Source organism: Klebsiella sp. MPUS7, from assembly GCF_009905335.1.
GTDB lineage: Bacteria > Pseudomonadota > Gammaproteobacteria > Enterobacterales > Enterobacteriaceae > Klebsiella > Klebsiella grimontii.
On record NZ_CP047604.1, the window covers coordinates 2,001,081 to 2,019,734 of the forward strand.

General features: G+C 51.7%; 18 protein-coding genes and 2 tRNA genes. 11 read left to right on the top strand and 9 right to left on the bottom strand.

The genetic code is table 11. The features are described from left to right. Window positions 1–7: 7 nt before the first annotated feature. From GUC22_RS09385 to GUC22_RS09395, 3 genes are all read left to right on the top strand, one after another. A complete protein-coding gene (locus GUC22_RS09385; RefSeq protein WP_004136558.1) occupies window positions 8–439 on the top strand; it encodes a universal stress protein in 432 nt (143 codons plus the stop codon). 50 nt (window positions 440–489) lie between these two features. Further along, a complete protein-coding gene (locus GUC22_RS09390) occupies window positions 490–3,177 on the top strand; it encodes a cation-transporting P-type ATPase (RefSeq protein WP_004136560.1) in 2,688 nt (895 codons plus the stop codon). Window positions 3,178–3,345: 168 nt separating this feature from the next. After that, window positions 3,346–4,290 carry an alpha/beta hydrolase gene (locus GUC22_RS09395; RefSeq protein WP_160183493.1) on the top strand — a complete coding sequence of 315 codons (945 nt, stop codon included), beginning with the start codon at window positions 3,346–3,348 and terminating at the stop codon, window positions 4,288–4,290. Here the strand turns inward: GUC22_RS09395 and GUC22_RS09400 are convergent. Beyond that, window positions 4,238–4,645: a cupin domain-containing protein gene (locus tag GUC22_RS09400; RefSeq protein WP_004136567.1), complete on the bottom strand. Its 408-nt coding sequence runs from the start codon at window positions 4,643–4,645 to the stop codon at window positions 4,238–4,240. The two genes, GUC22_RS09395 and GUC22_RS09400, sit on opposite strands and share 53 nt — an antisense overlap. Window positions 4,646–4,771: 126 nt before the next feature. Here GUC22_RS09400 and GUC22_RS09405 point away from each other — a divergent pair, with 126 nt between their 5' ends. Beyond that, on the top strand, window positions 4,772–5,674 hold the full coding sequence (locus GUC22_RS09405) for a LysR family transcriptional regulator (protein ID WP_049131044.1): 903 nt from the start codon (window positions 4,772–4,774) through the stop codon (window positions 5,672–5,674). Between the two features lie 157 nt (window positions 5,675–5,831). On the opposite strand, the gene GUC22_RS09410 is transcribed toward GUC22_RS09405, so the two are convergent. Continuing rightward, on the bottom strand, window positions 5,832–6,752 hold the full coding sequence (locus tag GUC22_RS09410; RefSeq protein WP_154933357.1) for a LysR family transcriptional regulator: 921 nt from the start codon (window positions 6,750–6,752) through the stop codon (window positions 5,832–5,834). A 140-nt stretch (window positions 6,753–6,892) separates the two neighbouring features. Here GUC22_RS09410 and GUC22_RS09415 point away from each other — a divergent pair, with 140 nt between their 5' ends. Both GUC22_RS09415 and GUC22_RS27410 read left to right on the top strand, forming a co-directional pair. Beyond that, window positions 6,893–7,282: a RidA family protein gene (locus tag GUC22_RS09415; RefSeq protein WP_154915546.1), complete on the top strand. Its 390-nt coding sequence runs from the start codon at window positions 6,893–6,895 to the stop codon at window positions 7,280–7,282. Window positions 7,283–7,594: 312 nt separating this feature from the next. Then, window positions 7,595–7,786 carry a zinc-binding dehydrogenase gene (locus tag GUC22_RS27410; protein ID WP_224232815.1) on the top strand — a complete coding sequence of 64 codons (192 nt, stop codon included), beginning with the start codon at window positions 7,595–7,597 and terminating at the stop codon, window positions 7,784–7,786. A 200-nt stretch (window positions 7,787–7,986) separates the two neighbouring features. On the opposite strand, the gene GUC22_RS09425 is transcribed toward GUC22_RS27410, so the two are convergent. After that, window positions 7,987–8,062, bottom strand: a tRNA-Asn gene (locus GUC22_RS09425). Between the two features lie 100 nt (window positions 8,063–8,162). After that, window positions 8,163–8,963: a DgsA anti-repressor MtfA gene (gene mtfA, locus GUC22_RS09430; RefSeq protein WP_155553273.1), complete on the bottom strand. Its 801-nt coding sequence runs from the start codon at window positions 8,961–8,963 to the stop codon at window positions 8,163–8,165. Window positions 8,964–9,053: 90 nt separating this feature from the next. Here mtfA and GUC22_RS09435 point away from each other — a divergent pair. Continuing rightward, window positions 9,054–9,143: transfer RNA gene (locus GUC22_RS09435), tRNA-Ser, on the top strand. A gap of 446 nt (window positions 9,144–9,589) precedes the next feature. On the opposite strand, the gene GUC22_RS09440 is transcribed toward GUC22_RS09435, so the two are convergent. From GUC22_RS09440 to GUC22_RS09455, 4 genes are all read right to left on the bottom strand, one after another. Next, window positions 9,590–11,047 (bottom strand): glucosyltransferase domain-containing protein, encoded by a 1,458-nt coding sequence (locus tag GUC22_RS09440; RefSeq protein ID WP_024359900.1) that lies wholly within the window; start codon window positions 11,045–11,047, stop codon window positions 9,590–9,592. Further along, window positions 11,044–12,036 (bottom strand): glycosyltransferase family 2 protein, encoded by a 993-nt coding sequence (locus tag GUC22_RS09445; RefSeq protein ID WP_032711001.1) that lies wholly within the window; start codon window positions 12,034–12,036, stop codon window positions 11,044–11,046. Before GUC22_RS09445 ends, GUC22_RS09440 begins: the two co-directional genes overlap by 4 nt. After that, entirely contained in the window at window positions 12,033–12,422 is a 390-nt protein-coding gene (locus tag GUC22_RS09450; RefSeq protein ID WP_024359898.1) for a GtrA family protein, read from the bottom strand. Before GUC22_RS09450 ends, GUC22_RS09445 begins: the two co-directional genes overlap by 4 nt. A gap of 484 nt (window positions 12,423–12,906) precedes the next feature. Continuing rightward, window positions 12,907–13,977, bottom strand: a complete 1,071-nt coding sequence (locus tag GUC22_RS09455; protein ID WP_024359897.1) for a porin — start codon at window positions 13,975–13,977, stop codon at window positions 12,907–12,909. 624 nt (window positions 13,978–14,601) lie between these two features. Between GUC22_RS09455 and drpB the strand changes: the two genes are divergently transcribed. Genes drpB through GUC22_RS09475 form a run of 4 tightly spaced genes read left to right on the top strand, consistent with a single transcriptional unit; the run spans window position 14,602 to window position 17,586 of the window. Continuing rightward, a complete protein-coding gene (drpB, locus tag GUC22_RS09460; protein ID WP_004136582.1) occupies window positions 14,602–14,883 on the top strand; it encodes a cell division protein DrpB in 282 nt (93 codons plus the stop codon). Window positions 14,884–14,925: 42 nt separating this feature from the next. Continuing rightward, entirely contained in the window at window positions 14,926–15,621 is a 696-nt protein-coding gene (locus GUC22_RS09465) for a phosphohydrolase (RefSeq protein WP_049089595.1), read from the top strand. Window positions 15,622–15,677: 56 nt separating this feature from the next. Continuing rightward, on the top strand, window positions 15,678–17,111 hold the full coding sequence (locus tag GUC22_RS09470) for a DNA cytosine methyltransferase (RefSeq protein ID WP_024359896.1): 1,434 nt from the start codon (window positions 15,678–15,680) through the stop codon (window positions 17,109–17,111). After that, a complete protein-coding gene (locus tag GUC22_RS09475) occupies window positions 17,092–17,586 on the top strand; it encodes a very short patch repair endonuclease (RefSeq protein WP_004136586.1) in 495 nt (164 codons plus the stop codon). The genes GUC22_RS09470 and GUC22_RS09475 overlap by 20 nt, the downstream gene beginning before the upstream one ends. Here GUC22_RS09475 and yedA read toward each other — a convergent pair. Further along, window positions 17,561–18,472 (bottom strand): drug/metabolite exporter YedA, encoded by a 912-nt coding sequence (gene yedA, locus GUC22_RS09480; RefSeq protein WP_004136588.1) that lies wholly within the window; start codon window positions 18,470–18,472, stop codon window positions 17,561–17,563. The genes GUC22_RS09475 and yedA overlap by 26 nt on opposite strands. Between the last annotated feature and the right edge of the window lie 182 nt (window positions 18,473–18,654).

An 18,654-nucleotide genomic window follows, 5' to 3' on the forward strand; every position in this document is an offset into this window, starting at 1 on the left:
TGTCTCTATGTATAAAAATATCCTCGTGCCGGTTGATGTGTTTGAAATCGGTCTTGCCGACAAGGCCTTATCCCATGCCCGATTCCTTGCGCAAAGCTCTGCCGGAAAGATTCATCTCCTGCACGTCATTCCCGCTTTTTCCCCGGTGCTGACGCGCGGTTTTATTTCCGATGCACGGAAAATGGAAGACTATCTGGTTAATACATCTAAAGAAAAGCTGGACGAGCTCAGTAAAAAACTCTCGCTGGCGGAAAACGAAATCCAGATTCACATACGCAGCGGCAACATTCGCGATGAAGTGACCAAACTGGCCGATGAGCTGAAGGCGGATGTGGTGATCGTCGGTTCGCGCAATCCCAATATTCAGACCCATCTGCTGGGGTCGGAGGCGGCAGGTATTGTTCGTTATGCCCATGTTCCGGTTTTTGTGGTGCGTTGAGGGTGGCCTGAGGCTGTCCTGATTTCCGTTACAGGAGTGAGGAGATAACTATGAGTACAGAAAAACCGGGCGGCCCGTTTTATCAGCTCTCCGTAGAAGAAACGCTGACCAGCACCAACAGCACCCCGGAAGGCATCAGCGGCGCCGAGGCATCGGCGCGCTTGCAGCAATATGGTGAAAATGCGCTGCCGCAAAAAGCCGGAAAGCCGGCGTGGCTGCGCTTTCTGGCGCATTTTAATGATGTGTTGATTTACGTCCTGCTGGCGGCGGCGCTGCTGACGGCGGTCATGGGCCACTGGGTAGATACCCTGGTAATTCTGGGCGTGGCGGTGATTAACGCGCTGATCGGCCATATCCAGGAGAGCAACGCGGAAAAATCGCTCCAGAGCATTCGCAATATGCTCTCCAGCGAGGCAGTGGTGATTCGTCAGGGTAATCATGAAACGATTCCGACCACCGCTCTGGTTCCCGGCGATATCGTGGTGATCCGCGCAGGCGATCGTATTCCCGCCGACCTGCGGGTGATCGAAGCGCATAATCTGCGGGTGGAAGAGGCGATTCTGACCGGTGAATCGACGGTGGTGGAGAAAAGCACCGAGGCGCTCAGCGGTGAACTGCCGCTTGGCGATCGGACGAACCTGCTGTTTTCCGGCACTACGGTGAGTTCGGGCGGCGGAAAAGGCCTGGTGGTGGCGACCGGCGGCGATACCGAGCTGGGCCACATTAACCAGATGATGTCGGATATCGAAAAGCACCGTACGCCGCTGCTGGTGCAGATGGATAAGCTCGGTAAAGCCATCTTTATCATCATTCTGGTGATGATGGCCGCGTTATTTGTCTTCAGCCTGCTGTTCCGCGATATGCCGGTTTCTGAACTGATGCTGTCGTTGATTAGCCTCGCGGTGGCGTCGGTGCCGGAAGGGCTACCGGCGATTATCTCGATTATCCTCTCGCTCGGCGTACAAACCATGGCCCGGCAGAAGGCGATTATCCGCAAGCTGCCGACCGTGGAAACCCTCGGCGCGATGACGGTGATCTGCTCGGATAAAACCGGGACGCTGACCATGAACGAGATGACGGTCAAGGCCGTTATCACCGCCGATAAGGTTTATCGGGTGGAAGGCGACAGCTACGAGCCGGTAGGGAATATTCATCCGATCGATGAACCCGCCCCGATAACCGTTGCGCCGGGCACGCTGCTGGAACGCTATCTGCGCACCATCGACCTGTGTAATGACAGCCAGCTTATCAAAGATGAAAGCGGGCTGTGGAAAATTACCGGCGGCCCGACCGAAGGGGCTCTGAAGGTGCTGGCGGCGAAAGTCCCGCTCCCGGCGGTCAACACCGAGCTGCGCAGTAAAATACCTTTCGATTCACAGTACAAATATATGTCGACGCTGTACCGCATCGGCGATGAAGAGATGATTTTGATTACCGGCGCGCCCGATGTCCTGTTTCGCCTGTGCCAGCATCAGCAAACCGATCATGGCCTGGAGCCGCTCGACCAGCCTTACTGGGAAGCGAAAATCGAAGAGTACGCGCGGGAAGGGCTGCGGATGGTGGCGGCGGCGTGGAAACCGGCAGCCGACGGGCAAACGGAGCTTGGCCATCAGGATTTGCAGCAGGGCGTCATTCTGCTGGGGATCGCCGGGATGATGGATCCGCCGCGACCGGAGGCGATTACGGCGATCGGCGACTGCCTGCAGGCCGGGATCCGCGTGAAGATGATCACCGGCGACCACCCGCAAACCGCCATGAGTATCGGCAAGATGCTGGGGATCGGCAATGCGGAAAACGCCATTACCGGGCGCGAGCTGGAGGTGATGGACGATATTCAGCTTAGCGAAGCGGCGCAGAAATTTGATATTTTCGCGCGTACCAGCCCGGAAGATAAATTCCGCCTGGTCCAGGCGCTGCAAAGCAGGAAAGAGGTGGTCGGGATGACCGGCGATGGCGTGAACGACGCCCCGGCGCTGAAGCAGGCCGATGTCGGGATCGCCATGGGGATTAAGGGTACCGAAGTGACCAAGGAGGCCGCTGATATGGTGCTCACCGATGATAACTTCGCCACCATTGCCAGCGCCGTCAGAGAAGGGCGCCGGGTCTACGATAACCTGAAGAAAACCATCCTGTTTATCATGCCGACTAACCTGGCGCAGGGGCTGTTAATTATTATCGCGCTGCTGGCGGGGAATTTAATACCGCTGACGCCGGTGCTGATCCTGTGGATGAACATGGCGACCTCCGCCACGCTGTCGTTTGGCCTGGCGTTTGAAGCCGGTGAGAAGAACATCATGCGCCGTCCGCCGCGCGATCCTAAGCTGCACGTAATGGACGGCTTTGCTATCTGGCGGGTGATTTTTGTCGGTTCGATGATTGCCGTTAGCGCCTTTGTGCTTGAGGCCTGGCTGCAGCCGCGCGGCTATTCGCCTGAGTTTATTCGCACGGTGCTGTTGCAGACGCTGGTCACCGCCCAGTGGTTCTATATGCTTAACTGCCGGGTTGCGGATGGCTTCTCATTGAGTAAAGGGCTGCTGGCGAACCGCGGGATCTGGATTGTCAGCGGGGTGCTGCTGGTGCTGCAGCTGCTGATTATCTACGCGCCGTTTATGCAGATGCTGTTTGGTACCGAAGCGCTGCCGTTCCGCTACTGGGTGATCACCTTTATTATCGGTTTTGTCATGTTCCTTATTGTAGAGGTTGAGAAACCGCTGACCCGGAGATGGCGCACGGCCTGAACCTCACCCGGAGGCGTTGCTGCGCACCTCTCCTGGCTACCCGTACGATGATGATTGGATAGCCGGACAGGTGCAACGCGCCGCCCAGGGAATCTCCCCTTCACTTGCAATTGAGATTGATATTGGCAATCATTATCATTAATGATGGCGTGCTGGAAAAATCAATCGATGTTAATCCGTAAGTTTTATTCTGCTTATCCGCCTAAAGGGCGGATTTTTATCGCCGCGCTGGTCTGCGCGTTCTACGGCATTAACGCTGACGCCAAACCGGATATGAGACCGTTAGGGCCGAATATCGCCGACCGCGGCTCAGCGTATTATCACTTCAACGTTGCTTATTTCGATTCGCTTGACGGCGAACGGCATTATAAGGTCTGGACCGCGATACCGAACGCGGCGCCGCCAGCAGAGGGGTATCCCATTCTCTACGCTCTGGACGGCAACGCGGTGATGGACCGGGTGTCCGACTCGCTGCTTGCGCAGCTTACGCAAAAAACGCCGCCCGTTATTGTGGCCGTGGGCTATCAAACGACATTGCCCTTTGATCAGAACGCCAGAGCCTATGACTACCGGCCGACCGTCAAAGAGAATTCTGCCGATAGCGGGTGGGACTCGCGCAAAAGCGGCGGTAGCGAGGCATTTCGCCAGCTATTACAGAATACTATCGTGGAAAACGTTGAGCGCGGGATGAAGATTGACCCGCGGCGACGGGCGATCTGGGGGCACTCCTACGGCGGATTATTTATTATTGATTCCTGGCTGGCGTCATCCCGCTTCCGGATCTATTTTTCTGCCAGTCCTTCCCTGGGACGAGGCAATGCCTCGCTGTTAGATAAGATGGCTGAGGCAAAAGCCGATGCGTTTAGCCAGAAGTCCCTGTACCTGATGGAAGGGGCGGTTGCGACGCAGCGGGTCTCTTCCGCAGGGGCAGAAGAGACCCGGGGCAACGTCCTGCAGACGGTTTCTCTGCTTAAGAAAAAGGGCGTGGCGGTCAACTGGTGGCCTTATCCCGGGCTGTCTCACGGGGAGATGTTTAACGCCTCGTTGCAAAGCGCGCTGCTTAAGGTAGCAGACGGTACGCTTCGTCGGCGACCGGCTCCAGCCATTCGTTAGACGCCCCTTCTGCAGGGACGGCAACGGCAAGATGCGCAAACCAGCTATCGGCGGCCGCACCGTGCCAGTGTTTGACCCCCGCAGGAATATTCACCACATCCCCGGCGGTAAGCTCACGCGCCGGTTGATTCCACTCCTGATACCAGCCGCGTCCGCCGGTTACCAGCAGGATTTGTCCGCCTTTATGGTGGATATGCCAGTGGTTTCGACAGCCGGGCTCAAACACCACATTGCCGATATTGACGCCTTCCGTGGAGAGCATATTCAGGTAGCTGGTGCCCTGAAAATACTGCGCATAAGCCTCGTTTTTCTTCCCCTTGGGGAAGATACCGTTACCGTCAAATTGTTGGTTCATGGTGTCTCCACAGTTCAGTTTCGGGCTTCAAGCTAGCCATTACGGCTCTCGGAACAAAGTGTAGAGAAGGTTCGATTAAATGATAAGATGCTCAAATATGAATACACTGGTGCACATAATTCACCAATGATGAGCAAAGAAAAACTTAACGATTTGCAGGCCTTTGCCACGGTGGCCCAGGAGCGAAGCTTCACCCGGGCCGCAGCCATCCTGGGCGTATCCCGTTCAGCGCTGAGCCATACGCTGCTCGGGCTGGAAGAGCGCCTCGGGGTGAGGTTATTAATCCGCACCACGCGCAGCGTTTCGCCCACCGATGCCGGGACCCGCCTGCTTGCGGTGCTTGCGCCGCGGCTGAATGAAATTGAGAGTGAACTGGCTTCACTGCGCGCTTCACGAGATAAACCCGCCGGAACGGTGCGTATTACCGCGAACGATCACGCCATCGTCACCGTGCTCTGGCCTCGCCTGCGGCCCTTGTTAAATCAACATCCGGATATCAATATCGAATTCAGCGTCGGGTATGAACTCACCGATATTGCCGCCCAACGCTTTGATGCCGGCGTGCGTATGGGCGATCAGGTGGATAAGGATATGATTGCGGTGCGCATAACGCCCGATGTGCAGATGGCGGTGGTCGCCGCCCCCGGCTATCTCTCCGGCAGGGCGACGGTAAAACGTCCTGAGGATCTGATGGCGCATAACTGCATTAATTTGCGTTTGCCCACCCACGGCGCGCTGTACGCCTGGGAGTTCGAAAAGGGGGACCAGAAAACCAGCGTTCGTGTCGAAGGACAAACCGTGTTCAACAATACCTTTCTGATGATGCAGGCCGCGCTGGACGGGGCAGGGATTGCCTATGTTCCCCGCGACTTAGCGGCGCAACATATTGCCACGCAAGCACTGGTGCCGCTGCTCGCCGAGTGGTGTCCTAATTTTCCGGGATATTACCTGTATTACCCGGGCCGACAGCATCTTCCGGCGGCGTTTACGCTGGTGGTTGACGCGCTGCGTTGGCACCGCAGGGAGTGATGTCGGCAGCGCTATGGTTGCGGGCTTCTTAAACTGACCGGGGTCGACGTTGCCAGTAACCGGCAAATAAATACGCTAAATCAGCATTCCCTCTGTCAAGACCATCAGAATGATCGCCAATCGACGCTGATGAGAGAATCAGGGGGCTGGGATGTCGTTACTTATAGTTGGAATTGGGGACATGCTGCTGCATCAATTCAACGATCCAATCAATAAAAACGCGCAGTTTGGCGTTGACATGGCGGTTCGGCGGAAACGCCAGGTGCAGAGGCATTGGACTGATACGCCATTGTGTAAATAACGGAATCAAAGAGCCAGCAGCCTGATGCGCTGCCGCCATATAGACCGGCAGCGCAATCACACCTAACCCGGCTAAGCCAGCTTCGAGGTAAGCATTGCCGTCATCCACGGCAAGTACATAACTGCCCGTGATTTCAATATGTTCACTCTCACTGCGCAATACCAGAGGATCAATCTTGCTGGTGCGTGAGGATAAGAATCCCACTATGCGATGGTCGGTGTTTTCCAGCTCTCGCGGGTGCGCAGGGGCGCCAAGGCGTTTCACGTAACTGGGGGCGACGTAGACGCCGATTTGCAAATCGCCGACATGGCGTGCGATCAGGGACTGGTCGTTGATTTCGCCACCGCGCAGGACGCAATCCACGTTGTCGCCGATCAGATCCACCACCCGGTCGCTCACGCCCATGTCGAACTGGATATCAGGGTAACGTGCGTGGAAAACCGGTAGCGCCGGCACCAGGATGAGGCGGGCCAGTGGACTGGGCACATCCACCCGTAGCCGTCCCCTGGGCGTCATCGCCGCACTGGACAGGCTGTTCTCAGCATCTTCCATGTCCGCCAACAGGCGAATGACGCGCTCGTAGTAGATCGCGCCATCGGGAGTCACACCGAGCCTGCGGGTGGTGCGATGGAGCAATTTGACGCGCAGGCGCGCTTCTAGCTGCTGAATGAGTTGCGTCACCGTGGTTTTGCTCATATGAAGCGTTTGGGCAGCCTTTGTGAAGCTACCTGCCTCCACCACGCGAGCAAAGGCGCGCATCGCATCGAAACGATCCATTCCTGGTCCTCATTTTCACCGATTGTTTGGATATTACAAACAATGATGGACAAAGTCGCTTGTTTATCCACCCGATCCTGCACCTGTAAAGTGTCTTTATATTCACCGGGCTGATTTTGCCCCATTACAAAGGTACAAACATGACAGCACGTGAAGCAGTTTTTCCATTTGGTCGGCAGGCGCTCTATGAGCGCAATCGCTATTCACCGGCCATCAAATCTAACGGTTTCTTGTTCGTTTCGGGGCAGGTTGGTAGCCGCGAGGATGGTTCGCCTGAGCACGATCTAAAAGCGCAGGTCAGGCTGGCATTCAATAATCTTAATGCTGTTCTCGCGGCTGCGGGCTGCACGTTTGGTGACGTGGTTGACGTTACCCTCTTTGTCGTCGATCCCGAGACAAACCTCGACGCTATCTGGAGTATCCTGCCAGAATATTGGGGGGAAGCGCCTTACCCTACGTTGACCGGGATCGGCGTGACGTGGCTGTATGGATTCAAGTTTGAGATTAAGGTGATTGCCAGGCTGCCCTAAGCGTTACGGAGCCGTGTGGCAGCGGGCGATGGTGGTGACTGCCGAGCGGTCAGAGAGACGGAGGAATACTTGTGAAAGCAGCGGGTTATGACGTGCAGGCGCTCCCGGCGTCCTGAAATATGTCGATATTCCCGATCCGGTCGCGGAACCTGACGACGTTCTGATTTCTGTCGAGGCTATCTCAATTGAAGGGGGGATCTGATCAACCGCCGTTCAACGCCGCCTCCTTGTCCTTCATGGGTCGTCGGCTAAGCGGCCGCGGGCAGTCTGACTGTCGATCTGTGGTCGCCAATGCAGTCTAACCAGACACTCATGGGGGTATTCATAGGACCCCTTTTTGAAAGGCACGGAGTTCGGACACGTGTGGACGACATGTTGCAGGCTGTAGCTGCAGGGCGCATCAGGGTTGTCATTGACCGCATCTTCCCCCAGGCTAACGCTGCCGCGGCCCATAAATTCGCTGAGACAGCGAAATCGCTTGGCCGCATCGTTATGAAACCATGAGGCGGGTTTGACCAGTATGAGCGAGTGGCGGTAAGACTGTCTTAGAAGAGTTTTGTAATGGTACTCACTTTCTGTTTTTGAGGCGTTAAGGGACATTTGGGGTACTCCGTCATCGAACCCACTTGATCCCAAAATTCTTCCGCTGTGGAGGAGGAAATGAAAATAAAAAAAGCCTGCTTCAAAAGCAGGCTTTTCAAATTTGGCTCCTCTGACTGGACTCGAACCAGTGACATACGGATTAACAGTCCGCCGTTCTACCGACTGAACTACAGAGGAATCGTGTGAACGAGGCGAATACTACTGGTCTCGTATTTTTGTGTCAACACCAAATTTAACTTGCTGATTCAAATGGCTAAATTTAGCGCAGGTCGTTGTTTTAGTGTACTACCGGGTTATCGCTATCATCTGGCGGGCTATTCTCACGTAATCTCTTCAGCGGATCCTGACGATAAAAAAGGCAGAAACGCTGCCAAAGCGCGGGAAAGCGGGGAGCAAATAGCTCTGGCGCGCTGAAGAAATATTCAGAGAGCACGGCGAAACATTCGGCAGGGTCGGTGGCCGCATACGCATCGATACTCGCGGCGCTTTCACCGACCAGGTCTATCTCATCCTGAATATTGTTCATAGCGGCATGGAGATCGTGTTCCCAGCCCGCCACCTCGCGCAGGGGGATGAAGGGTACGCCGCTTGCGCGATCGCCATTGCGGGTATCCAGCTTATGCGCCACTTCATGGACTATCAGATTGAAACCGGACGCATCGAAGGAGTCCTGAATATCCAGCCAGTTGAGAACAATCGGCCCCTGCTGCCAGCTTTGACCTGATTGTACGATTCGCTGGTTATGCACCAGGCCGATATCATCTTCCCATTCGTCATCGACGACGAACGGGGCAGGGTAGATAAGCACTTCGTGAAAACCATCTAACCATTCGATACCCAGCTCGAGAACCGGCAGGCAAAACAGTAGCGCGATACGAGCGCTGTGCAGGGGAGTAAGCTCGAGCCCCTGTAAGGCAACCAGACGCTTTTGTTGCAAAAAGCGGGAAGCCATCTGCACCAGCTGCTGCTGCTCATGTTCGGAGAGGTTGGCTAATACGGGAATGGCAAGCGCCTTTTCCCAGGGGATTTCCGCGTTGCCGGACTCTTCATCTGCTTTCCAGGGCCATTTAAATATCATATTGCTCGCAAAGTCGTCACTTGAACTGAATTAAAGAGACAGGAACTATTAAAATGCCAAAGAACCTGGCATTATAGCAACCTCAACAGCGGAGAGATGCCGGAGCGGCTGAACGGACCGGTCTCGAAAACCGGAGTAGGGGCAACTCTACCGGGGGTTCAAATCCCCCTCTCTCCGCCACTTTTCAACAAAATCAATCAGTCGCAAAGCGCTTTTGATTTTGCCCTGCATGAATCCCTGCATTAAAATTTCTTTCTATCGCTCTGTTTTCTCGCCTCTAACGCTGTCTTTTTTACCATGTTGCCTCTTGTTGGGCATCCACTTTTATCCTCTTTAGCTCACAAGCTCACACTCTTAACAATAACTTAGCCCGTTGCGCATCCCTGATAACAAAGCAGTTAACTGCCCTTGCTACACACGGATTCTGTAAGAGTATCTTAAAGAGAATGGATGATGGATGAAAAGGAGCGAACTCAGGAAAGCAGTAAAAGCATGGTTTGTTGTCGAGTGAGCGCTATGAGGCGATAGAGAAACTTATGACCCTGGCCGGAGCTGCCTTGATAAAAACTATCCCGCGCGGATCTGGCGCGGGATCATGTGCCTGTATACGGGAATGATGAAAAGTTTCAATAGTGAGTGGTTGAACTCCTCATGGCATCGCCCGTTTTTATAATGATGCAATCAGTGGTGCATTGCTCCTTTGCCGTCAGAATAACATTTTCTGGAAGCCTGAAATGCATTGACTTGCTCATTAAGATTTGCTCCGCCATCCCCTTGATAGCCCAGGGGGCCGCAAGGGAAATATTGCCAAACTCGTCATAACGTTGTGTTTTAGTAAAGGCATTATAGGCGGGGTCTTGAATGTCAAAAAGAACATCCCCCGTAAATGTTTTTCCCACCTTGTAGGAAAGCGCGCTTGCTAATGCGTTTAACTCCGATTTTTGTGGGATAATGAAACCATTAAAGATATTGTATGATGCAGCGATCATCGCGAATACCGTCAATATGGGTAGCGCTTTTTTTGCTATATTGAGTTTGCTTGTCAAGGCATCTACACCAATAATTATAAGAGCGCATATGAAAAATTCCAGTGCTATCAGCGACCTATATGCAGCCCAGTTTTCCTTGACTAGTAAGTTTGGAGAGTAGGCACCAATCCCCATGATAATGAACATGAGAACTTTCATAGGCCCTGATTTGCCTTTTATTATTGAAAGTAAACCTATTGCGCAAATTATTAATGAGAGAGTTGTGAATAAGGGGCCTGGGGTTATATTAAAGTTGTTGATGGCGTTAATCAATGGTTCTTTTATAAACCATTGTAATTTCTCAAGTGGATTATTAGTTAACTCGGCACGTGCAATTGAACTGCCATATAACCATACAGGTACAAATTTTGAAAACAGCAGACTGCCAAGCATGCCGATAAATAAAACAGCGCCACTGATTAAAACAATATTCATGGAAAATGGCTTGTCTTTTTTCAGGCAGTTATCAAGCATGACGAAAAATAAAAATGCCATCGCCGTTGGTTGATATATAGCAAATGCAAACCATAGAATAATGATGGATGCTGCAAATCTTATAATTGTCGTGTTCTTGTTTACGGGTTTTAATGTAGCGTAACTTGTTCCGGCAAGGAGTATAGAGAGTACAAACGGGAAGCATGTCGCCCATGCACTATATACCTGTATTGCCGGCGTCAGGCCTATTAATAAAGGGAGGGTAATTGTTGTGATGTTACGCTCGAATATGTTTCTTTTTTCTATAAATAAAAAGAGGAAAAAGCAAAGCGCAAATACCGTTATTATGGTAAAAAATCTAAGATAGGCAAGGTCATTGATATTGTGAACTAGCGTAAAGCCAAGTCGCCTGGCAACGGCATACAAGGGTCTGCCGGATTGCATATCCCATTGAAACGGAGAACCTTTCCCTGAAAAAACATCGGATAGTGTCGACCAATCGTCTGAAAATGCGTAACTAAATATAATAGTTGGGCTATAAACTAAGAAAATTGCTGCAAGGTAAAGCATGGCAATAACTTTTTTAGTGCAAGGAGACATCCGTTCGTCCTCAGTGTTCATTGCTCGCCTCTCATTTCGTGCTTTGCTACCTCTTCGATAAAATATTTTGGCCGATTTTTGGATTCCATATATATTTTCCCAACGTATTCGCCAATTATCCCCAAAGAAAGCATCTGGACACCGCCAAGGAAGAAAATCGCAATCATTACAGATGTCCAACCCGCAACGGTATTTCCCAAAATCTTCTCAATGAAGGCATAGATTGCAGCTAGTGAAGATAGAAGGCATGTGATAACCCCAGCGGCGGCGATCATACGTAACGGGGTAATTGTCAGAGATGTTATTCCTTCTAACGCCAGTGCTACCATCTTTTTCAAGGGGTATTTTGATTCGCCTGCAACCCTTTCATCTCTGCTATAATAAACACTGCTAGACTTATAACCCAACAGCGGAATTAGCCCTCTTAAATATAAATTTTGTTCTTTAAAATCCTTTAATGCTGTCAGTGCGGTACGGCTAAGAAGCCTAAAGTCCGCATGGTTAGGAACCTGATTGACACCGAGCCCTGACATCAGAGAATAGAATTTATTGGCTGTTGCCCTTTTGAATACTGAGTCACTACTCCTGTTGTCGCGTACGCCATAAACAATCTCAAACCCTTCATTATATTTGTCTATCATTTTCTCAATGCAACCTATATCATCCTGTAAGTCTGCATCGATACTTACGGTAACGTCCGTATCCGCGTTTGCCAACCCCGCCAGCAGGGCTATCTGATGGCCCCGGTTCCTTGATAATTTCAGGCCGCGGATGAATGACTTTTCCTGTGATGTGGATTTGATTTGTTCCCAGGTGTTGTCTTTACTGCCATCATCGACAAAGAGGATATAACTATTTCGAGCGATTTTTTCTTTTGCCAGGAGGTTTTTTAATACAGTGGTGAGCCCCTCCAGACAGTATGGGAAGGCGTCTTTTTCATTATAACAAGGAACAACGATTGCTAACGAAGGTATTTGACTCCTCGCGTTGTTTATATTAATTTCTTTCATTTCATTGACCAGTATTTGTTTAGAATAAAACCAGCTGTAGTGTAAATAATCATACCTACAACTTGTGCTGTATAGATAGCATTAGGTATGACGATGAAAAAAACTTTTATTGCTATTAAATTTAAAATATAACAAAAAGCGCATGTGGATACGAATTTGATAAACCTCAGGGGGCTCAATGTCTTTGAGAAAGTGAACTTCGCATTCATAACAAAACTGAAAATAATGCCAACGACATATCCTGTTGCGTTTGAAGGGTAGACTCCCACGCCGGCCTGCATCAGGCCAAATATAGCAACTGCCGTAATTGCTGTATTTGCCAGGCCAACGATAATGTACCTGACCGCTTCTCTGGATGTGTTTTTTTTCAAGGTATGATTAATCATTTATTGATTTACATCAATTTTTAAAGGGGCAGTTAAGAGACTGAATGCGCAATTGAGATAAGCAATGAGCTCCTGGAATATAAGTATTTGACGCCAACTCGTGGTCTGTGTCAACCAGGGTTTTTATTACAGTAGACATATTCCTCTGTGGGTATTGTTTTACGCTTCTCCATCCGAGTTTGTTTGGACATGATTATGCCGAATGGCGAGGATATAAAAGCCGGAGAGCTATCGGAGGCGTGAGTTCTGGTGCGGCGATTACCAGGCAGCCCTGCGGTGTTTGTTAATTTGCTACTCTTCCCTGCTTAGTCACCTCCTTGTAACTGAAATTTTCAGGACTGAATTTAGCATCAAATGATTTTCCGGCATGGGCATTCTTCAGACTAAAGACTTACAGGATCAATCACCACCTCCCCAGGAGGTGGTTTAGGGGTGACAACGAAAAAAGCCCGCATTAAGCGGGCTTTAGGTTAATGAGACAATCTTAGAACTGGTAGGTGATACCTACAGCGAACTGATCGTCAGTGGCTGCGCCACTTACCGCCGCGTCTTCATCATCGATCAGATTGAATTTGTATGCGGTGTAAACGTTGAAGTTTTTGTTGAAGTAGTACCAGGTACCCAATTCAACGTAGTTCATGATATCCGCATTGGTGTCTTCTTTGGCGCCAAGGTCTTTACCTTTCGCGTAGACATAGCCCAGGGACGGACGCAGGCCGAAATCAAATTGATATTGAACAACGGCTTCGATGTTCTGGGTGTGATTGGCAAAACTGCCAAAAGTCGTTTTCTCCAGCGGAGTCATGTTACGGGATTCGCCATACATGACTGATGCATACAGATTATTTGCATCGTATTTAGCCGCCAGGTTCCAGACTTCAGCTGTTTCGCCCCGCTTGTCCGCAGCTTGCTCATCAGTACGATCGGAGTTGCTGTAGGCGCCAACGAAACCGAAGCCGTCGATGTTGTAGTTAACGGAGAAACCGAAACCGTCGCCGTTTGATTTTTTCGCGGTGGTGTCGTTATTTTTACCCTGATACTGCAGAGCAAAGTTAAGGCCATCAACCATGCCGAAGAAGTCGGTATTACGGTAGGTTGCAACACCGTTGGTACGACCGGTCATGAAGTTGTCGGTGTAAACCAGGCCGTCGCCGCCCCACTCAACCAGCATATCGGTATAACCTGCCGCGTCATAAACCACGCCGTAGTTACGACCATAATCGAATGAACCGTAGTCGCTGAATTTCAGACCGGCGAATGCTAAACGGGTAGCGCTGCCCTGCTGACCTTCCGGTTTGTCCGCTTTGATGTTGTATTCAAACTGGCCATAACCGGTCAATTCGCTGCTAATCTGGGTTTCGCCTTTAATGCCGAAACGCGCATAGGAGGTATCGTCAGAATTGTTGTTGTCGCCATCATGGGTCATGATGTGTTCGCCAACCATTTTGCCGTAGAAATCCAGTTTGTTGCCGTTCTTATTATAGATTTCTGCTGCATTAGCCGCGCCAGCGACTAATAAAGCTGGAACCAGAATTGCCAGTACTTTTCTTTTCATTATATATTCCCTTTTAATCATAATTAATATGAATTGTGTCATTCCTTCCGGGGTGACTATTTGATACTAGCGATTAAGTTCATTTTTCTTTAAATTAAATATGTAACTAAATTATATCTAATATTACAAAATGTTTCCGTTATATTCATTATATTAAAATTATATTGTTTTGTGATAATTTATTTCCTGCATTTATGGCTTTTAATAACATGGACTTATGCTTCTTCGTTGATTGGATTTTGTTGTAGATAAGTTTCATGCATCCTATATGTTGTTATTTAATATTTATTTTACGAATAATTGTTTTGCACGTCTTTAAACGTAGGTTTATCTTTCAGAGGATGATCTGAGTAAGAGTAATGACTGGTGAAATGAGGATCGAAGGAGGGTGAGTGAAAAAGAGCCAGAAATTAAATGCCATTCATAAATTTGTATTATTTAAAAATGGAATAAATTCATTGAATATATAGCCGGCATTATGACAAAGAAGCTGGATGATGCACAAAAATGCATCGGGTAGAGAGATCTGCTGCCTTGCAAGAATTTTCGCTATATAATGTGATGGATATCACTATTTTTGACTGGCAAGTGATGTTGCTTGTTGAGTTCACGGAGAGCAAATGAATGGAAGATAAAGCGAAAAGAAGTCCTGGTGGGAAACTGGCGCTGTGGGCATTTTATGCTTTTTGTGGTTATTTCCTCTGGGCGATGGCGCGTTACTGGTGGGTTGTCGGGCAGATTCAAAGCGTGCCCGGCGCTACGATTGATGGCGAACTTGGTTCAACGGCAGGGAAATGGATTGGCGCTCTGTTGGGATTTCTGGTGTTAGGCATCGTGGGGGCCATTCTTGGCGCAATTGCCTGGTACACGCGCCCTAATGCGCAGATCTATGAACATCACGAATAAAGTTGCTATGCTCGTTGCTGGCCTGTTACCTAAGGAACGTGCATGGACCTTTTTCACTGGCAGCAACGATTTGAAACCTGGCTAACCGAACATCACGCGCAAGGGGATGCGGCTCATGATATTTCGCATTTCCGCCGGGTATGGGCTACAGCGCAGCGGTTGGCCGAAGATACGGATGCTGACCGTCTGGTGATCCTGACCGCCTGCTATTTTCATGACATCGTCAGCCTGGCGAAAAACCATCCTGAGCGTAGCCGCTCTTCTGCGATGGCGGCGGAAAAAACGCTGGCTATCCTCCAGTCAGCTTTTCCTGATTTCCCCGCTGAACGCTACGCGGCGGTTTTACACGCTATTGAAGCGCACAGTTTTAGCGCGGCGATTGCTCCGCGAAGCGAAGAAGCGAAAATCGTTCAGGACGCCGATCGACTCGAGGCGTTGGGGGCGATTGGCCTGGCGCGCGTTTTTGCCGTGTCCGGCGCGCTGAACAATATCTTGTTTGATGCCAGCGATCCCTTTGCCGACCGGCGGGAATTGAATGATAAAACCTACGCGCTGGATCACTTCCAGTGCAAGCTGTTGCGTTTACCGCAAACGATGCAGACTGAAAAGGGCCGGGCAATGGCGATACACAATGCGCGCTTTCTGGTGCAGTTTATGGCCAAGCTCAGCGCGGAGCTTCGTGGAGACCCGATGGCTATTGATGACGAGGTTTTGCAGCGCTTTAACCCACTCGCGTAAAACTGGCTGCGCTATTTATGGTAACCTCTGCAAAAATAGTCGGGCTGGTTGAGGTTATGGCGCAAAATTTATCCAAGGAAAATCCCCCGTCTTTGAAGGTTGAACATACCGGAGAAGATGCGCAGGCGCTATTGCGCCAGCTGATGGCGATATATGATGTCAAAACGCTGGTCGCGCAACTGGTTGCCGTCGGCGAGCAGCACTGGAGCCCGGCTATACTGAAGCGCGTTGCGACGGTAACGCGCGCGGCAGGTCGTATAACTGCGCAGGAGCAGGCCCACCTGCGCACGCTCTTGCCGCAGCCGCCTGCGCATCATCCGCATTATGGATTCCGCTTCGTCGATCTGTTTGCCGGTATCGGCGGCATTCGTCATGGTTTCGAGGCGATTGGCGGGCAATGCGTGTTTACCAGCGAGTGGAATAAACATGCGGTGCGCACCTATAAAGCCAACTGGTACTGCGATCCTGAGCAGCATTGTTTCAATGAAGATATCCGCGACGTCACGTTGAGCCATCTCCCCGAGGTGAGCGATGAAGACGCGGCGCAGCACATTCGCCAGACAATCCCGCAGCATGATGTTCTGCTGGCCGGCTTTCCCTGCCAGCCTTTTTCGCTCGCCGGCGTATCGAAGAAGAATGCCCTTGGCCGCGCCCACGGCTTTGCCTGCGAAACGCAGGGGACGCTGTTCTTTGACGTAGTCAGGATTATCGCCGCCCGGCAGCCGCCGATATTTGTTCTGGAGAACGTCAAAAACCTGAAGAGCCACGATAAGGGGCGGACGTTTCGTATCATTATGCAGACGCTGGATGAGCTGGGTTATGAGGTTGCTGATGCGGCTCATACCGGAGCGGATGATCCGAAAGTGATCGACGGGCGTCATTTTTTACCTCAGCACCGGGAACGCATTGTGCTGGTGGGTTTTCGGCGCGACCTCAAGCTGCATGAGGGATTCACCCTGCGCGATATCGCCACTCTCTATCCCTCCGTTCGCCCAACTTTCGGCGAGCTGCTGGAACCCGTGGTTGACGACAAATTTATCCTCACCAGAGTGCTGTGGAAATATCTCTATCGCTATGCGCGCAAGCATCAGGAGCGAGGGAACGGTTTTGGCTACGGGCTCGTTGACCCCAAGAATCCGCGCAGCGTGGCGCGTACGCTGTCTGCCCGCTACTACAAAGATGGCGCGGAGATCCTTATCGATCGCGGTTGGGATCGGCCTTTAGGCGAAAAGTCTTTTGACGATGCGGAGAACCAGCTTCGGCGTCCGCGTCGGTTGACTCCCCGCGAGTGCGCGCGTCTGATGGGATTTGAAGCGCCGCAGGGATACCATTTTCGTATTCCGGTATCGGATACCCAGGCCTATCGCCAGTTTGGCAATTCGGTTGTCGTGCCGGTCTTTGCGGCGGTAGCGAAGCTGCTGGCGCCGCGTATAGCAAGAGCGGTGGCTTGCCGTGAGCAAGAGATTGACCATGGCCGATGTCCACGATAAAGCCACCCGCAGTAAAAACATGCGCGCGATCGGCACCCGCGATACGGCGATTGAAAAACGGCTGGCGGGACTGCTGGCGCGTGCAGGATTTTCCTTTACCGTGCAGGATGCCGCGCTGCCCGGCCGCCCGGATTTTGTGGTGGCCGAGTATCAGTGCGTTATCTTTACCCACGGCTGCTTCTGGCATCATCATAATTGCTACCTGTTTAAGGTCCCCGCGACGCGAACTGAGTTCTGGCTGGATAAAATAGCCAAAAACGTGGCGCGCGATCGCCGTGATATCGGCCTTCTGGCGGAGCAGGGATGGCGAGTGCTGGTGGTCTGGGAGTGCGCGCTGCGAGGGCGCCAGAAGCTCAGCGACGAAGCGCTGGGGGAACGGCTGGAGGAGTGGATCTGCGGCGGAGGGAACTGCGCGCAGATCGATACGCAAGGTATAGGTCTGTTAGACGTTACTTCTGCGCCTTACAGGAGGTGATGTCGCGGCGAGCCGGAAGCAGGTACTTGCCGAGCGTGACCAGAACGACGGCGAAGATGATGATTCCCAGCGCCAGCCACTCTACGGCGGATAAGCTTTCGCCGGCAAAACCGGTGCCCAACAGCACGGCGACCACCGGGTTAACGTAGGCGTAGCTGGTCGCCACGGCAGGTGTAACGTTGCGAATCAGATACATATAGGCGTTGATGGCGATAAGCGAACCAAAGATCGCCAGATAGGCGACGGCAAAAATGCCGGACCACGACGGCATTTGGGTTAATTTTTCTCCGGTTAGCGTGGAGGCGATCATCAGCACGACGCCTGCCGCCAGCATCTCAATGGCGCCCGCCATCATCCCCGTCGGTAGCTCGATTCGCGAGCCGTAGACGGAACCAAACGCCCAGCTCATTGAACCGATAAGTATTAGCAGCGCGCCCCAGGGGTTACCGTTCAGGTTGCCGCCGCTGTTGAGCAGTACTATCCCCGCGAGACCAATAGCGATACCCAGCCATTCAAGTTTGCGGGTCGCAATACCAAAAAAACGGCTAAAGCACAGGGTGAACAGCGGCACCGTCGCGACCATGACCGCCGCAATACCGGAAGGTACGTGCTGGTGCTCGGCGAGAGTGACAAAACCATTCCCCACGGCCAGTAGTAACACGCCAATCAGCGCCGCGTTGAGCAGGGGCTTTCGCGCAGGGAGCTTATGGCCGGTTGCCAGTAGCCAGGCGGTCAGCACCGCGCCTGCGGAAAGAAAGCGCACGCCAGCCATCATTAGCGGGGGCCAGCTGGCGACGCCGACGGCGATAGCGAAATAGGTGGAACCCCAGATGATATACAGCGCAAACAACGCCCCGATGAGCGGCAACAGCTGACGGGTAGACATACTTCCTCACGACGGTGCAGAGACAGAAAGGGGAGATATAGTAAACGTGAAAACTCGCGTGCTGGCGAGCGCTTTAATTCGCCTGCTATGGTTAAATTTTTGTTGACTATGGACACTGGTGGGCGAAAAAGCGCTTTTGCTTCATACTTCAGGAGGAACAACCATAAATGAAGGAATGTAAT

What these genes read in the sequence shown, in the direction of transcription:
- GUC22_RS09385 (WP_004136558.1), top strand. Translation starts at nt 8, where the DNA reads ATGTATAAAAATATCCTCGTGCCGGTTGATGTGTTTGAAATCGGTCTT.
- GUC22_RS09390 (WP_004136560.1), top strand. Translation starts at nt 490, where the DNA reads ATGAGTACAGAAAAACCGGGCGGCCCGTTTTATCAGCTCTCCGTAGAA.
- GUC22_RS09395 (WP_160183493.1), top strand. Translation starts at nt 3,346, where the DNA reads ATGTTAATCCGTAAGTTTTATTCTGCTTATCCGCCTAAAGGGCGGATT.
- GUC22_RS09400 (WP_004136567.1), bottom strand. Translation starts at nt 4,645, where the DNA reads ATGAACCAACAATTTGACGGTAACGGTATCTTCCCCAAGGGGAAGAAA.
- GUC22_RS09405 (WP_049131044.1), top strand. Translation starts at nt 4,772, where the DNA reads ATGATGAGCAAAGAAAAACTTAACGATTTGCAGGCCTTTGCCACGGTG.
- GUC22_RS09410 (WP_154933357.1), bottom strand. Translation starts at nt 6,752, where the DNA reads ATGGATCGTTTCGATGCGATGCGCGCCTTTGCTCGCGTGGTGGAGGCA.
- GUC22_RS09415 (WP_154915546.1), top strand. Translation starts at nt 6,893, where the DNA reads ATGACAGCACGTGAAGCAGTTTTTCCATTTGGTCGGCAGGCGCTCTAT.
- GUC22_RS27410 (WP_224232815.1), top strand. Translation starts at nt 7,595, where the DNA reads ATGGGGGTATTCATAGGACCCCTTTTTGAAAGGCACGGAGTTCGGACA.
- mtfA (WP_155553273.1), bottom strand. Translation starts at nt 8,963, where the DNA reads ATGATATTTAAATGGCCCTGGAAAGCAGATGAAGAGTCCGGCAACGCG.
- GUC22_RS09440 (WP_024359900.1), bottom strand. Translation starts at nt 11,047, where the DNA reads ATGAACACTGAGGACGAACGGATGTCTCCTTGCACTAAAAAAGTTATT.
- GUC22_RS09445 (WP_032711001.1), bottom strand. Translation starts at nt 12,036, where the DNA reads ATGAAAGAAATTAATATAAACAACGCGAGGAGTCAAATACCTTCGTTA.
- GUC22_RS09450 (WP_024359898.1), bottom strand. Translation starts at nt 12,422, where the DNA reads ATGATTAATCATACCTTGAAAAAAAACACATCCAGAGAAGCGGTCAGG.
- GUC22_RS09455 (WP_024359897.1), bottom strand. Translation starts at nt 13,977, where the DNA reads ATGAAAAGAAAAGTACTGGCAATTCTGGTTCCAGCTTTATTAGTCGCT.
- drpB (WP_004136582.1), top strand. Translation starts at nt 14,602, where the DNA reads ATGGAAGATAAAGCGAAAAGAAGTCCTGGTGGGAAACTGGCGCTGTGG.
- GUC22_RS09465 (WP_049089595.1), top strand. Translation starts at nt 14,926, where the DNA reads ATGGACCTTTTTCACTGGCAGCAACGATTTGAAACCTGGCTAACCGAA.
- GUC22_RS09470 (WP_024359896.1), top strand. Translation starts at nt 15,678, where the DNA reads ATGGCGCAAAATTTATCCAAGGAAAATCCCCCGTCTTTGAAGGTTGAA.
- GUC22_RS09475 (WP_004136586.1), top strand. Translation starts at nt 17,092, where the DNA reads ATGGCCGATGTCCACGATAAAGCCACCCGCAGTAAAAACATGCGCGCG.
- yedA (WP_004136588.1), bottom strand. Translation starts at nt 18,472, where the DNA reads ATGTCTACCCGTCAGCTGTTGCCGCTCATCGGGGCGTTGTTTGCGCTG.